Annotated in this window: 8 protein-coding genes; 4 read left to right on the plus strand and 4 right to left on the minus strand. The window is 42.6% G+C overall.

The window, feature by feature from the left end:
• Positions 1 to 70 precede the first annotated feature (70 nt).
• Together PQO03_RS00815 and PQO03_RS00820 are read right to left on the minus strand one after the other, a co-directional pair.
• Complete coding sequence (locus PQO03_RS00815; RefSeq protein ID WP_274150571.1) at positions 71 to 1,924, minus strand: arylsulfatase; 1,854 nt, start codon at positions 1,922 to 1,924, stop codon at positions 71 to 73.
• Complete coding sequence (locus tag PQO03_RS00820) at positions 1,921 to 3,210, minus strand: glycoside hydrolase family 117 protein (protein WP_274150572.1); 1,290 nt, start codon at positions 3,208 to 3,210, stop codon at positions 1,921 to 1,923. Before PQO03_RS00820 ends, PQO03_RS00815 begins: the two co-directional genes overlap by 4 nt.
• Before the next feature lie 503 nt (positions 3,211 to 3,713).
• Here PQO03_RS00820 and PQO03_RS00825 point away from each other — a divergent pair.
• The 3 genes from PQO03_RS00825 (at position 3,714) to PQO03_RS00835 (ending at position 7,345) form a co-directional block, all read left to right on the plus strand.
• Positions 3,714 to 4,562, plus strand: a complete 849-nt coding sequence (locus PQO03_RS00825) for a transposase (protein WP_274150573.1) — start codon at positions 3,714 to 3,716, stop codon at positions 4,560 to 4,562.
• A 107-nt stretch (positions 4,563 to 4,669) separates the two neighbouring features.
• On the plus strand, positions 4,670 to 5,728 hold the full coding sequence (locus tag PQO03_RS00830) for an alpha/beta hydrolase (protein WP_274150574.1): 1,059 nt from the start codon (positions 4,670 to 4,672) through the stop codon (positions 5,726 to 5,728).
• Between the two features lie 111 nt (positions 5,729 to 5,839).
• Positions 5,840 to 7,345 (plus strand): sulfatase family protein, encoded by a 1,506-nt coding sequence (locus PQO03_RS00835; RefSeq protein ID WP_274150575.1) that lies wholly within the window; start codon positions 5,840 to 5,842, stop codon positions 7,343 to 7,345.
• 331 nt (positions 7,346 to 7,676) lie between these two features.
• Here the strand turns inward: PQO03_RS00835 and PQO03_RS00840 are convergent, their stop codons facing one another.
• On the minus strand, positions 7,677 to 9,131 hold the full coding sequence (locus PQO03_RS00840; RefSeq protein WP_274150576.1) for a sulfatase family protein: 1,455 nt from the start codon (positions 9,129 to 9,131) through the stop codon (positions 7,677 to 7,679).
• A 17-nt stretch (positions 9,132 to 9,148) separates the two neighbouring features.
• Positions 9,149 to 10,882 (minus strand): arylsulfatase, encoded by a 1,734-nt coding sequence (locus tag PQO03_RS00845; RefSeq protein WP_274150577.1) that lies wholly within the window; start codon positions 10,880 to 10,882, stop codon positions 9,149 to 9,151.
• A gap of 284 nt (positions 10,883 to 11,166) precedes the next feature.
• On the opposite strand from PQO03_RS00845, the gene PQO03_RS00850 reads away from it, so the two are divergent.
• On the plus strand, positions 11,167 to 13,635 hold the full coding sequence (locus tag PQO03_RS00850) for a right-handed parallel beta-helix repeat-containing protein (RefSeq protein WP_274150578.1): 2,469 nt from the start codon (positions 11,167 to 11,169) through the stop codon (positions 13,633 to 13,635).
• The last annotated feature ends 76 nt before the right edge of the window (positions 13,636 to 13,711 follow it).

A 13,711-nucleotide genomic window follows, 5' to 3' on the forward strand; every position in this document is an offset into this window, starting at 1 on the left:
GAGCGTATCGCCTCGAGCTTTCCATGAGGGATACCTCCCTCAACGGGCAGATTTAAGATCTATTTGAGCTTTAGCGTTTTCTTACATACATGTAGTAAGCGCCGATGATATCACCATTCGCGAGTTCACAAAAACTTTGGAAGCGGTAATCGCCTTTTTTGAGTTTTATTTTAAAGGTGATATGACAATCTGTTGCACGGACTTTCTGTGAATGAGAGAAGATTTCTTGGGTTCCATCAATACTTTGAACCACGAAACGTATTGACTTTATATCGAGGGCTTTCCCGGCAGGAAGATCGGTGACGTAGGGTACGTTTGTACGAGCGGGAAGTGCTGCGCGTATGGGTAAGTTGACTTCACGGGGCCAACGACGCAGCTCAATTTCATAATCGCCCTCGGAAGCGGCTTTGATGGTCCAGAAGCCGTTGCCGGGATTCGCCTCACGAATATGTTTTTGATTATAGACTTTGCCCTCGCCATGCCAAGCGTGAGAGGTAATGAGCACGGGGTTTTCGAATTGGCTACCAATGAAAATGGGCGAGTAATCCCGAAAAACGTCGGAGAGGCTAGACCACCACTGATTATAGCTTTCATGCAGGCGTTTTTGAACTTCGGGAAATTGCTTAGCAACGTCGATGTTTTGACCGGGATCATTTTTTAGATTGAAGAGCATCTCGCCTGAGTCCGCACCACGCCAGGAAGTACGCACGAGGCGCCAGTCGCCATCCATGACCGCAAATTCTTTGAATTTCTGAGGGGTATCAAGCTGCATGTTATGTACAATGAGACTGCGCGAAGGCTGAGTCTTTCCCTGTAAGTTGGGCAGAATGGAACGTCCGTCAAACTGAATATCGCTTGAGTTTTGAACTCCGGCCATATCCATCAGCGTGGGCATGAGATCGAGCTGGGCAGTGAGAGCATGAATTTCTTTGCCTCCAGTAAGCTTTCCCGCTGGCCAGTAGATGGAACAAGCATTGCGATGACCGCCCTCATAAGCAAGGCATTTGGCTCCGCGCATGCCCGCGTTGTAGCCATTGATTAATAAAGATTTTTTATTATTGCTAACACCTCCCGCAGTGCCGTTATCTCCGAAGTAGAGCAGGATAGTATTTTCGGAGAGGTTTTTCTCTTTTAAGAACTGGCGTAGTTTACCGACGTTCTCATCGATATTTGCAATCATGCCATAAAAGTTGGCACGTTTTTTTATGGTTTTCTCAAGTTGTGTGCCCTTGAGTTTACCGATGCCATGTTGCTTGAAGTAATCGAGGTAGGGTTTGGAGTACTTTTCGTGAACATCCATGGGGCCGTGGGGCGCGTTAGTGGGGATGTAGCAGAGGAAGGGCTTATCGCCTGAGGCTCTGATAAATTCTTTAGCGGAATCAAAGAGGAAATCGGTGCAGTACTGATTTACCTTAAGTGGCTTGCCATTGTGAGAATAAGTGGTGGTGAAATAATCGTTATTCCAAGCGTCGGGAGCCTCACCAATGACGCCTCCGCCAAAAGTGATAGCCTCTTGGAAACCACGATCGTGGGCACGGTAGGGGTAGGAATCACCCAAATGCCATTTGCCGAAGATACCAGTACGATATCCAGCGTTGGAAAAGATATCGGCAATGGTGGTTTCATCTGCACGCATGTAGTAACGACCATAAAGTGTTGACCAAACACCGGTGCGGGCGGAGTAACGTCCCGTCATGAGTCCAGCACGGGTCGGAGCACACATGGGATCAGTATGAAAACCTTCTAGTTGTAGTCCTTCAGAGAAAAGTTTATCAATAGCAGGAGTCTTGAGGATAGGGTTACCCTTGCAACTGAGGTCGCCATAACCTTGATCATCAGTCATGATGATAATAATATTGGGACGCTCATTTGAAAATAGTGCAAAAGTCCATAAAACTGAAATTAGAATAAAAAGCTTATTCACGGTGTGATGGTGTCTTTATCGACTGCCTGCTGTTCTTTTTTAATTTTGTTTTGTAGATACTTGGGTAGGGCGACGCCATTTTGTAGATAAGTTTCAATATTGAAGCGCAGATTATTGCGTTTAAAAATCTCGCGATCTACGTCGAGTGAGAGGTCACAATCAAAGCGCAGTAGGCCACAGTTGTTTTGCACGCCACTACCCTTGAAGTTAACGTGACTGAGGCCCCAAGTAATGCCACGGCCATCACCATTATTGGCATAAGCATCGGGGATGAATGAGCCTGGTGCCACGGGAGGCATTTGGATATTGGATACGACGTGAAAGTTTTCGCCGTCGGGTGAGTATTGGATAGTGTTTTTTTCGGGTCCATCAATACTGACAATTGCTGCAACACCATCTTTCCAAGGAAATACAGCGGCTTCGTGACCAGAATTGATCACTGGATTGAGTTTTGATTTCACGAAGGGACCGAGTGGATTGGTGCCACGTGCTAAACCCTGCGCACGTATAATATTACCTTCTTTGCGTTTACCGGGTGAGCCCTTGTAGTAGATGTGGATTTGGTCTTTATAGACGATGGGGTAGGGGTCGTGAATAGCTGCCGAGTCCCATTCGCCTTCTTTGCCGAAATCAATGACTGGGGTGTGATGCATTGTCCAAGGACCATCGGGTGAATCAGAAGATGCTACTGCAACGGCAGCGCGATCGCTACGCAATCCGGGAGTCTCATTAAAAGCTTGGTAATAGAGGTAGTACTTGCCCTGCCAGATGAGGATGTCAGTTGTGGTGACAGACCGCCAGCCATAGGTGGGTTTCTCGGGGCGCTTGAGTGCAGGACCTTGTTCTTCCCAAGTATAACCATCCTTACTCGTAGCATACCAGATATCACTCAAATCCCAGTCAAAGGAAGGTATAGTATCGGTGGCTTTTTGTGGGCCCACAGGAGGCGCGGTATTACGGTGGGTGTACCAGACATAGTACTTGCCATTCACTCGAATGATCTTGGAGGGATCACGACGACTTATATTAGGGCTACGCTCGAGTCCTTTGAGGTCGGTGTATTTGAAATTCGAGTAAAGTTCGTTGCCATGATCTTCATGAGGATTCCACTGATCATACATGCGGTGCATTGCTGCACTGAGTGGTCGGTCAGGTTTCTCCATGGGAATCTGTGCAGGAAAGGCTCCTTGGTCATCAGCTATTAAACTTAGGCTAGAACTTAAAGCAAGGGTGATTCCAAGTATGGGAAGATTTAAAAATGATTTCTTTAGAAAGATAGATAACAAAATAGGACTCCTTAAGGCGGCTAATGAATGCTAATAATAATTGACTTACTTAAGACGATGGTGCAAAAGGACGTTTTTAGACAAAAGGAGGGGCAAAATAGGTGATTTTACTGGCCCAGACAGAAAAACTAGCTGTAGCGCATGAAGATGCCTTTTTTATCCGCCCACGGTGGCAGCCGTGCCTGACTGGCAAGTCCTCCCCGCTGGAGAGAAGCGGTAAACCCCTTTTTTTACTTTTATCCATGTATATGATTTATATGCACAGTCCAGTCATGATGGACCCTCTCTCTCGGGTGAATATTTCTTTTTCTAAGCTGCTTTTTATAATCTGTCTGAGACGCGCGTAAAATATTGTTATTATAATCTGTCTGAGACGCGCGTAAAATATTGTTATAAGCTTTGTTTTTAGTGACTTATATAAAAAGAATAGGTCTTGATTTGACCTATAAATTTGCGCTTATAAAAAATAGCATGTTTATTATCCCTAATGAAAGGAGATGAATATGAAACGCCATTTTGATTTAGAAAGCGATGTGAGTTTTTATCATGTCGTTATCAAGGTTCCTGATAATACTTTTGGGAATAAGGCTTATGCTTTTAATCGCGAGCACAAGACAAAGCTCAGGGATATCTTTTTCTGGCTAGAAAGCATCTATGAAGTCGAGTGTGTGAATTACTGTATCATGAGTACACACGCTCATTTTGTTATTCGGCGCAATCGTGACTCAAAACTTAGTCTCAAGCAGGCAGCTTATCGTTACAAGAAATATAAATCATTAAAAGAGCTAAAGGATGCGAGGAGTTGCGAGATTCGCAAATTTAAGGGTCGTTTAAATGATTTGAGCGATTTCATGGCTAACCTCCAAAAGCGTTTTACATCCTGGTATAATCAACAATTTGATAAGCGTAGAAGAGGACAATTATTTAATCATTGTTACAAAGCTATTCAGTTGAAAAATACTAAGGCATTGATCCGTTGTATGCAATACGTGGAACTGAACCCATTACGTGCTCAGATGGTTAATAATTCAGCTGATTATGAGTATAATTCATGGTCGGAGATAAAACGAAAAACAGCGCGTGGCATGAGTATAAAAAGGACAGTTATCAATGCACTGCGAGCTTTTGGAATTGCAGGAAAAAGCAATAAAAAGGTCTTTGATACTTATGCACAGGAGCTTCTTATGATCAGCAAGGAGGGCTCAAAAGAAATAATAAATACTCATTTGAAGTATCTTTTAATGAAGCAAAATTCGATTTGGTCAAGTGGTCGATCGATATGCTTTTTGGATCATGAAATAATTTTAGAGAAAGAGAATTCAAGTCAAATTATAAATGAAGACTTTTGGTGAAAGCAGATCACTGTAACTAAGAACTCAATATAAAAATGGCTCAGTTATTGACAGATCCAAGATGAGTGAATAAGCTTTGATATACTCATTTAAAATAGGTTAATCACATGAAGGTTTCTATTATTCTAGGCTTAGTGATTTTATTAAGTCTTGTTAGCATTCAAGTAACTAGTGCGAGTGAAAAAATACCTGTGGCTTTGCTGAATGATTTCGATATCAATAAAGATGGAAATCTAGACAAAAGTGAGCGGGTTAATATCCTTAAGAAATTTGATGCAGACAAGAATGGTAAATTGGATAAAAATGAACGAGCCGTCCTAGCAAAAAAATATAAAAAGCAATCAGTCGCCAAAGCGAGTGGCGCTCCCGAAGGTGGCGAGAAGAGGATTTATAAAAAGGTGTCGTCTATAGACTTGCCCTTATATATTTATAAACCTATCAATCATACCGAGAACTCTAAAGCTCCCGCGATTGTTTTCTTTTTCGGAGGCGGTTGGAAAAGTGGTTCGCCAAATCAATTTGAAAAACAATGCAAACACCTCGCGTCGAAAGGCATGGTGGCCATTACAGTGGAATATCGCGTTTCCTCACGTCATGATGTAAAGATAGAAGATTGTGTAGAAGATGCTAAATCCGCAATGCGTTGGGTGAGAAAGCATGCCAACGAACTTGGTATAGATCCAGAAAGAATTGCTACTAGTGGAGGATCTGCAGGCGGTCACTTGGCAGCTTGTGTATCAGTCATAGAGGGATTTAATGCTGAGTCCGATGATCTAAAGGTAAGTGCTCAGCCAAATGCGATGGTGCTATTTAATCCAGCGATGGTGATCGCCGATCATGAAAAATTACCGAAGAAATACAAAGAGCTATTAGAAAAGACTTTGAAAGATAGATCTGCCGTGGATAGAACGCTCATTTCGCCCCTTCATCACGCCCATAAAAAACAGCCTCCCTGTATTATGTTTTTTGGTACAGCGGACAGGCTAATTGAGGGTGCTAAAATCTATTGCGAGATATCCAAAGAAGCCGGCAATCAATGCCAAATTCTTAGCTATGAGGGTCAGGGGCATGGTTTTTTTAATGCAAAAAGAACTCCCGATAAATACTATCAACTGACCCTAAAAGAGATGGATAAGTTTTTCATGGACTTAGACTGGATTAAGTAAGGCCACTACTGTGGGGATTACAGATGAATATCGCTCAAATGAACATAATAAACTCAGAGTTCAGATATTTACAAATTTAGCTTTTAATTCTAATTTAAGGACTACATGTTCATGAAATATATCTTCTTAATTCTGATGGCTTTGCCCTTTTGCATCCGTGCTACTGATGGTCGGCCCAATATCGTTTGGATCTTCACGGAAGATATGAATGACTGGATGGGTTGCTATGGTGATAATACGGTGCCGACGCCAAATATTGATGCCTTAGCAGCACGAGGTATGCTTTTTGAGCGTGCTTACATGCCTGCAGGTGTTTGTTCGGCAACTCGTTCGGCTATTGCCATGGGAACGATGCAAACGAGCTTAGGGATTCATAATCACCGCAGCTCACGTCAACGTGTAACAGGAGAAGAAACGAAACTCCCTAAAAAATATCGCACCGTGTACCAGCTCCTGCGTGATAATGGTTACTACGTTGTCAACGATGGACGCAAGAGTGATTTTAACTTCATCTGGCCTATCGAAAAAGGTACTGAAGGCACAGCAAAACAAATGAAACGTTTCCAAACTGGCTATGGTACTGGCGCAGTTATAACGGAAGACAAAAGTGAAATTCTCTACGACGTGAATACCGAAGCTTGGCCCAAATTCAAATCCGTGTGGAGCACCATGCCAAAAGACAAACCGCTCTTTCTTCAAATTCAGCTTAAGGGTGGTAAAAATCACGGTAATTATGCAGGCGTCAAAGCACTCAGTAGAAAAAGTTCAAAAACTCATACAGACCAGTCTAAGATAAGAGTTATGCCTTATTATCCCGACCTACCTTCAATTCGCAAAGAGATTGCTCACCACTACGATAACGTGCGTCTCACTGACAATGAGATAGGGAGTATTATTGCTAAGCTCAAAAAAGATGGTCTATACGAGAATACGATTTTCTTTTTCTGGACTGACCACGGCATGAAACTCTATCGTCACAAGCAATGGCTCTACGAAGGCGGAATACGTGTGCCTATGATCATGGCGGGACCTGGTATCGGCGAAGGCGTGGTTCGTTCCGACTTAGTGAGTGGCATTGATATCACGGCGACGACTTTGGCTCTCAGTCAAACAGCGATTCCTACTTGGATGGAAGGTAAAAATCTTTTAGCGAAAGATTATAAACGCGAATATGTTGTTTCTGCTCGCGATCGTTGTGATTACACAATTGCTCGCTCACGTGCAATCACAACTCAAGGTTTCAAGTACATTAGAAACTTCAAAACGGACCGTTCATTCATGCAACCTCAATATCGCGATGGCGACGACGTAAATATTGATGCGCATGCGCACTATACAGCCGGAAAAATGACTGAGCAGCAGGCCATCCTCTTTGCTCCAAATCATGTAGCTGAAGAACTCTACGACCTTAATAAAGATCAGCACGAGGTAAACAACCTCGCAAAAGATCCAGAATACGCGTCTACCCTTAGAGAACACCAGCTGATTCTAACCAAATGGATTCAGGAAACTGATGATAAAGGCCAGTACGACGAAACAATATCTTCTTTGAAAGGTGTTTTATCCCAATGGGGTGAGACGGCGGTTAATCCCGAATTCGACAAGGCAAGGAAGTAAAGGTTCTACTCTATTTTTATCCTTATCTTTTGGCTGAGCGGCGAGACTGTCCCGTCCAGTGAAAAATAAATCATAAATAAACTACATAAAAAGTATTGACGCTCAAGATGGCGGTGATTTTTTCGTTATTAGAGGGTGTAAATGAATGCAGAAATCCAATTTTCTTTTAGCTGCTATCGTGGCAATAATTCTTCCTGATTTTTTAGCCGATTGAGTACAAAATCAGCTAAAAAACGAAGAGATCAAGACGGTTTAAATCATCTTGATTTCAAATTCAGTCTTTGTATAATTCCGAGTTTATTAGGCTTAGAGGCATAATCTTGCATACGTTTTACTTGGTCCAAAGAGCTGATTTTTCACTCCAGGGAATATTGCGATCAAAGAGTTTACCAAAGCGTTGATAATCATTCTCGGGATGGGCTTCGTTTTTCCAGGCTTTTAAATGCTGATCATAGTTCTTACGCATTTGCTTGACTTGCTTAGCGTATTCAGGGTTTAAGGCCTCATTTTTGAGTTCAAGTGAATCTTTTTGCATATTGAAAAGAGATTCTGTTTTCTTCATGCCCTTGCCTTCGTAAGCCCAATTGATGTATTTCCAATCCTTTGAGACCGCACCGAGGAAGTGAGTCGCAGGGGGACCCCAAACATTGATGAGGGGAAGTGATTTGTGTAAAGTGATTTTATGATCAATGAGTGCAGGAAGAAGACTGATGCCATCAATATTATTGGGGATAGATAAGCCTGCAAGCTCGAGGATAGTGGGGGCAATATCACAATTCCCACTCAATGACGAAATGCGTTTTCCTTGACTGGACGGATCGAGGCGGGGATCATAAATCATCAAGGGCACACGCATGGATTCTTCGTAGGGAAGAACTTTGGAACCATAACCATGTGAACCGCAGAGGAAGCCGTTGTCAGAGCTATAGATAATGACAGTGTTTTTATCGAGTTTGAGTTCTTTAAGCTGAGAGCGTATTTGTCCGAGGACAATATCTATAGCGTAAATTTGTTGATGATAAATGCGCATCACTTCTTGATATTTATCTGAATAATTCCAAGTCTCAAAACGTTCATACTGACGACCTTGGCGACTTTGCTCAGAGAGGTGTTGACCATGTTCATAGCCATAGTTAGCAGGCTTTTCGAAATGAGTATCTTTGTATATAGAATCAAAGTTTGGATCAGGGGTGGCGGGCTTATGTGGAGCCTTGAAACTAATGGAGAGGCAAAAGGGCTTATTGAGTTTTTGAGCCTCCTTGATGAAATCAATAGCAAAGGCGCCATAAGAGAGCGTGGAATGAGGATACTTGGCAGCATATTTTTTCATGCTTTTATTGCGTTCAGTTATGTAGGAGGTTTGGCCTGGACCACCGCCCCAACGGTCAAAATGAGTTTCGGGATGTTCAATGCCATCGATACCGAATTTACCTGCGAAGCCAGTGAAGTAGCCGGATTTTTGAAGCAATAGGGGATAAGAGAGTGAAAAGGCAGATGAACTCAGTTCACCATGAGTGAAATTACAGCCGGTTTTATATTCAAACATGCCGGTCATAATGGTGGCGCGACTGGCCATGCAAATCGCCGTGGTGGCATAGTGACGATCAAAAATGATACCATCGCGACCGAGCTTATCCATTTCTGGGGTTCGAACGTCTTTGTTGCCGTAAATTCCCATGGAGTCAAAACTTTGATCATCAGACAAAAGAAAAATAATATTAACTTTCTCAGATGATATAAGTTGAGTACTAAAAAGTAAAAAGAGAGAGGCGAGTAGCTTTTTCAATTGAGGGCCGTTCAATTTTAAAGTTTTTCTACGTAGCAATAATACGCTGACATGAAGCTACCATCTGCCAATTGGAATTCACTGATTAGCTCCGCATCACCAGCCTCGAGTTGCACCGTAAATGAAATGGATTTATCTGTTGTATTTACGTCTAGGATACGTGAGTTATTTTGTATTTTTAAGTGAGCTGATTTTGCGGCGATGATTTTTCCTTTTACGCCACCATCGGAGTTAATTGTTTTATCTGTCTCGGAGGGCCAGCGACTGAAAGTTATTTTGTATTCTCCCGCATCTTTTACGGTGAGCATCCATTTGCCTCGAGTTTTCATTCCAGCTTCAACTTGGCGATGATTCCAAGGAGTCTTTGAGCTCAGTAAATCGTGACTGGTGAGGATGAGTGGGTTCTCGTGAGAAGAGCCAATCATGATACGACTATTGAGGTGATGATCTGCGGAAGTACTAGCCCAGAAGTCTTCGTAACTAGCGCGTAAACGAGCGACGATTTCGGGGTGTGAGGCAGCAATATCTTTTTGCTGTTCGGGATCGGAGGATAGATTATAGAGCTGTTTACCATCAAGCAAGCGCCATGATTGATTCATTACAGAGCAACGACGCCATTTTTCGGGAGTGACGATGCGTTGATTCTCGACAACTAGGGTACGATCATCAAGTGTATTACTTTGATTATAAATAAGGTTTTTAAGAGAAGAGCCATCGAGTTTTGGTGTTTGACTCTTGAGTTCGAGTAAATCTACTAGAGTAGGGAGGATATCGATATGAGCGCTGAGCGTGTTGATATCTCTGCCACCGCCAATTTGTCCTGCAGGCCAACGCATAAAGAAGGGGACGCGGTGACCACCTTCATACTGAGAACCCTTTTGACCGCGCATGGAAGCCGTGAAGCCAAGTTTCTTTTTTGTCTTTTTATTAAAAACGATACCTTTGGCCGAGCCATTATCCGTGGTGAAGATAAGGATGGTGTTTTCGTAGAGCTTATTAGCCTTGAGATACTTTTCGAGCTTGGCGAAGTTATCATCGATATTTGTCACCATGCCATAGAATGCGGGTTCCGCAATATTGGGATTATTTTCGTAGGGTTTTTGGTACTCATCGGGGCAATTAAGAGGTGTATGAGGTGCGTTGGGTGATATATAGGCAAAGAAAGGCTGGTGCTTATTTTTGTCGATGAATTCAATGGCTTGATCAAACCAGACGTCAGTGCAATAACCTTCGAATTTCTGCCATTTTCCATTCACCATATAAGTATCATCGAAGTAATCGTTGCCAAAGTAATCGGGAGTTTGATGAACGCCACCGGCGCCATGCATCACAACTTGATCAAAACCGCGATCTTGGGGGCGGAAGGGGTAGGAATCCCCCAAATGCCATTTGCCAAATAAGCCTGTGGCATAGCCATTTTCTTTCAAGACAGAAGCCATAGTTTTTTCACGAGTCCTGAGCATATTCCTGCCATTGACTGTATGCCAAACACCATTGCGACCTGAGTAGCGACCCGTCATAAGGGCTGAGCGCGTGGGTGCACAGGTAGGATCCACATGATAGTTATTAAGACGTAGGCTTTCACTATGGAATTCATCTAGATGGGGAGTTTTTATCCAAGGGTTACCATGGCAGGCTAAATCACCGTAGCCTTGATCATCGGTTATAACTATAATAATATTGGGTTTATCTGCGGCGGAAATAAATGAACTGAAAAGTACTAGGCTCAAAAAGTAGAGTGGTTTAATCATAGAGGTCTCGAAGTTTACGTTTTTGGAAGGCGAGAAGTTTAGCATTCTCATATCATGTCAGTCAAGACGTAGGAAAGCAAGTTGTTTAGACAGGGCGGGAATATTTTCCTAAAACTCACGTAAGATTCAGGTGAATGTCTAAAAATAAATTAATTCTTCGTCATTTACTCAGAATAGTATTCATTAGCCTTGTATTAGAGGTATAAACCTGAATCCTTGCGTAATCATGATAAAGCCAGCTCACGGATTCAGGGTGTAAAGTAACATTAACCGATGGACTTAGTATGATTTTTAGAAAAACCTTTCTTTCTTTTTTATTGTCAGCAATGATCTTCACTTCTTGTCAACCAGGCACTGTAGATTCCCAAAATCTTAAGAGGAGTGTTGAGGCAGAAGGCAAAGACTTAGAAAAGAGCTCGCCAGTCAAACTTGCCCCAGCAATAAAAAAGGCTTACGTCTTTCCCGAAAAAGCGATATTTGTTTCTTTAACAGGAAATGATGAAAATAGCGGAGAGAATGGAGCACCTTTAAAGAACTTGGAAGAAGCACTGAGACGCTGCCAGGGTGGGGAAACGATTTTTTTACGAGGAGGGAATTACCGTATTAATTTAAAACTAAATCGTTATGGGCGGGATCTTAAGCAAGCCGTAGAGATCCGTAATTATCCTAATGAAGAAGTGGTTTTTGATGGCACCGAAAAAATCACTCAAAAATGGAGTTCTTGGAAAAAAGGGATTTATCGTGCCCAGCTAGATCGGGAATGCTGGCAGCTTTTTAGTGATAATGAATTGGTTTACGTGGCTCGCTGGCCTGATGCCTCTTTTGAGGATGGCAGTATTTGGCGAATGGCGCAGAGTATGAAGAGTATTGATGGCGGTTTTCGCAAAGGGAAATTCAATGGACGTAGTCGTTTGGGCATGGTTTATGATAAGATGTTTGCCGCTAATACAAACAAAGGATTTCACGAAGGAGATAGTCGCTATGAGGAGGGAACTCAGCCAGGATCTCTAGCAGATTCGGGTATGGATATAAGTGGCCAAGTTGCCGTGTTAAATATCGGTCATTGGTTAACGTGGACACGCCCAGTACTAAAGCATCAAGCGGGGAGTGATAATTTTCGCTATTCGACTCAGGGCATTCATCAGAATGATCTAAAAGCGTATGGGGCCTATTATGTATTGGGTTTAAAGGCACTTGATCGAGCGAATGAGTGGTGGTTTGATAAAGATAAAAAAGTAATTTACTACATGCCACCAGCAGGGAAAAAGCCTTCGGAAATGAACTTGCGTATACGAACTCAGCATCATGCCTTAGATCTTCAGAAATCGACTAAGTTAAAATTTACGGGGATCAACTTTTTTGCTACGGGCGTAAATGTCAGTGAATGCAAAGACATGAATTTTGAAGATTGCCGTTTTGATTATCCCTCCACAAATCAGTTTATCTTAGGTAAATACGATTGGTTCAAACTTAGAAACCAAGGCACGGCGACCCAAGCCTTATCTTTCAATGGTGGAAGTGGCACAAAGCTTATCAATTGTGAGTTTCGCCGTAGTAATGCGCCGGTGTTTTTGGTGGATGAAAATATGCTAGTCGATAACTGCCTTTTTGAGGATATTGAATGGGATCTTAATTCGAATGGTGGAAGTGGTTCCGTGATTTTGGGTAAAGATTCCGTGATAACTCGCTGTACGGTGCGACGCGGAGGAAATAGCGAGGGCATTCGTCCAGCTGAGCCGGGTTGCACAATCCAACTCAACGATCTAGAAGATATGGGGAATTTACAACATGATGGCGCAGCTATTAATATAGGCACAAGCAAACAGAAGGGCGTGCTAGTGGAGAAAAATTGGGTTCATGATAGTAATCGCCAAGGAGTGCGTTTCGATTATCATGGAACGCGAGTACTTCAAAAAGATGGCAGTGTTTATGGCGATGGTATTTATCGAAATAATGTAACGTGGAATACGCAGGCGAACCAGGCAAAAGGTGATCGTCATTTAATTCTAAATAACACGGTGGTGAATATTAACCGCTACAAAAACCCTGAAGAAGAAGAGTTTAATATGTCGATTCAGGGTTTCAGAGCCATGCACGAAATAGAAGGCAATGGGAATAGCGTCATCCGGAATAATATAGCGAATATTACACACCGCAGTTGGCAGTTGAATATAGGGAAGAAAAAATTCACTATTCGCCCGGATGGTTACAAGGCTCCTCATGCCTACGTGATACCTGGTGTGGAAGATCACAATATGAAAGAGCGAGGAGCGGCCTACAAGTATTTGCGCGATCCGCAGAATAGAGATTTTCGACCCAAAGAAAATTCTCCATTAGTGGATGGCGGAGCCTTAGTTAAGCCAGCTGAAATCAAAAGTAAATTCATCAATTACCATGCTCAAACTTATCTAGGAGACGCACCTGATATAGGGGCCTATGAATTTGGGGATAAAGAATATTGGATACCGGGTAGAAAAGGCGAACAAAGCTCGATGCCTGTGCCTGTAAACAAAGCAGTTGCAGTGCCACTTGATGCCGAGCTAATGTTTCTTGGTGCCTACAAAGCAGAGAAGCATTATATCTACTTTGGTGAGAGTGCAGATAGCTTGGCTTTGAGTGCCGAAATTGTCAGTGGAAATATTTTTCAACCGGGGAAACTCGAAGCTGGAAAACAGTATTTTTGGCGTGTCGATGGCTATAGAGATGGTCAGTTTAGCACGGGTGAAATTTGGTCTTTTACAACAAAAAAATAAATGTCTAAATAATCGCGAAAGTGTCTAAGCAAGATGATGCGCTGGGTCATGTGATTAAGTGAATCATAAATAAGGA

Source organism: Lentisphaera profundi (assembly GCF_028728065.1).
In the GTDB taxonomy this organism is placed as follows: Bacteria; Verrucomicrobiota; Lentisphaeria; order Lentisphaerales; family Lentisphaeraceae; genus Lentisphaera; species Lentisphaera profundi.

Coding starts and splice junctions, on each gene's coding strand:
- PQO03_RS00850 (WP_274150578.1), top strand. CDS start 11,167: ATGATTTTTAGAAAAACCTTTCTTTCTTTTTTATTGTCAGCAATGATC.
- PQO03_RS00825 (WP_274150573.1), top strand. CDS start 3,714: ATGAAACGCCATTTTGATTTAGAAAGCGATGTGAGTTTTTATCATGTC.
- PQO03_RS00835 (WP_274150575.1), top strand. CDS start 5,840: ATGAAATATATCTTCTTAATTCTGATGGCTTTGCCCTTTTGCATCCGT.
- PQO03_RS00845 (WP_274150577.1), bottom strand. CDS start 10,882: ATGATTAAACCACTCTACTTTTTGAGCCTAGTACTTTTCAGTTCATTT.
- PQO03_RS00830 (WP_274150574.1), top strand. CDS start 4,670: ATGAAGGTTTCTATTATTCTAGGCTTAGTGATTTTATTAAGTCTTGTT.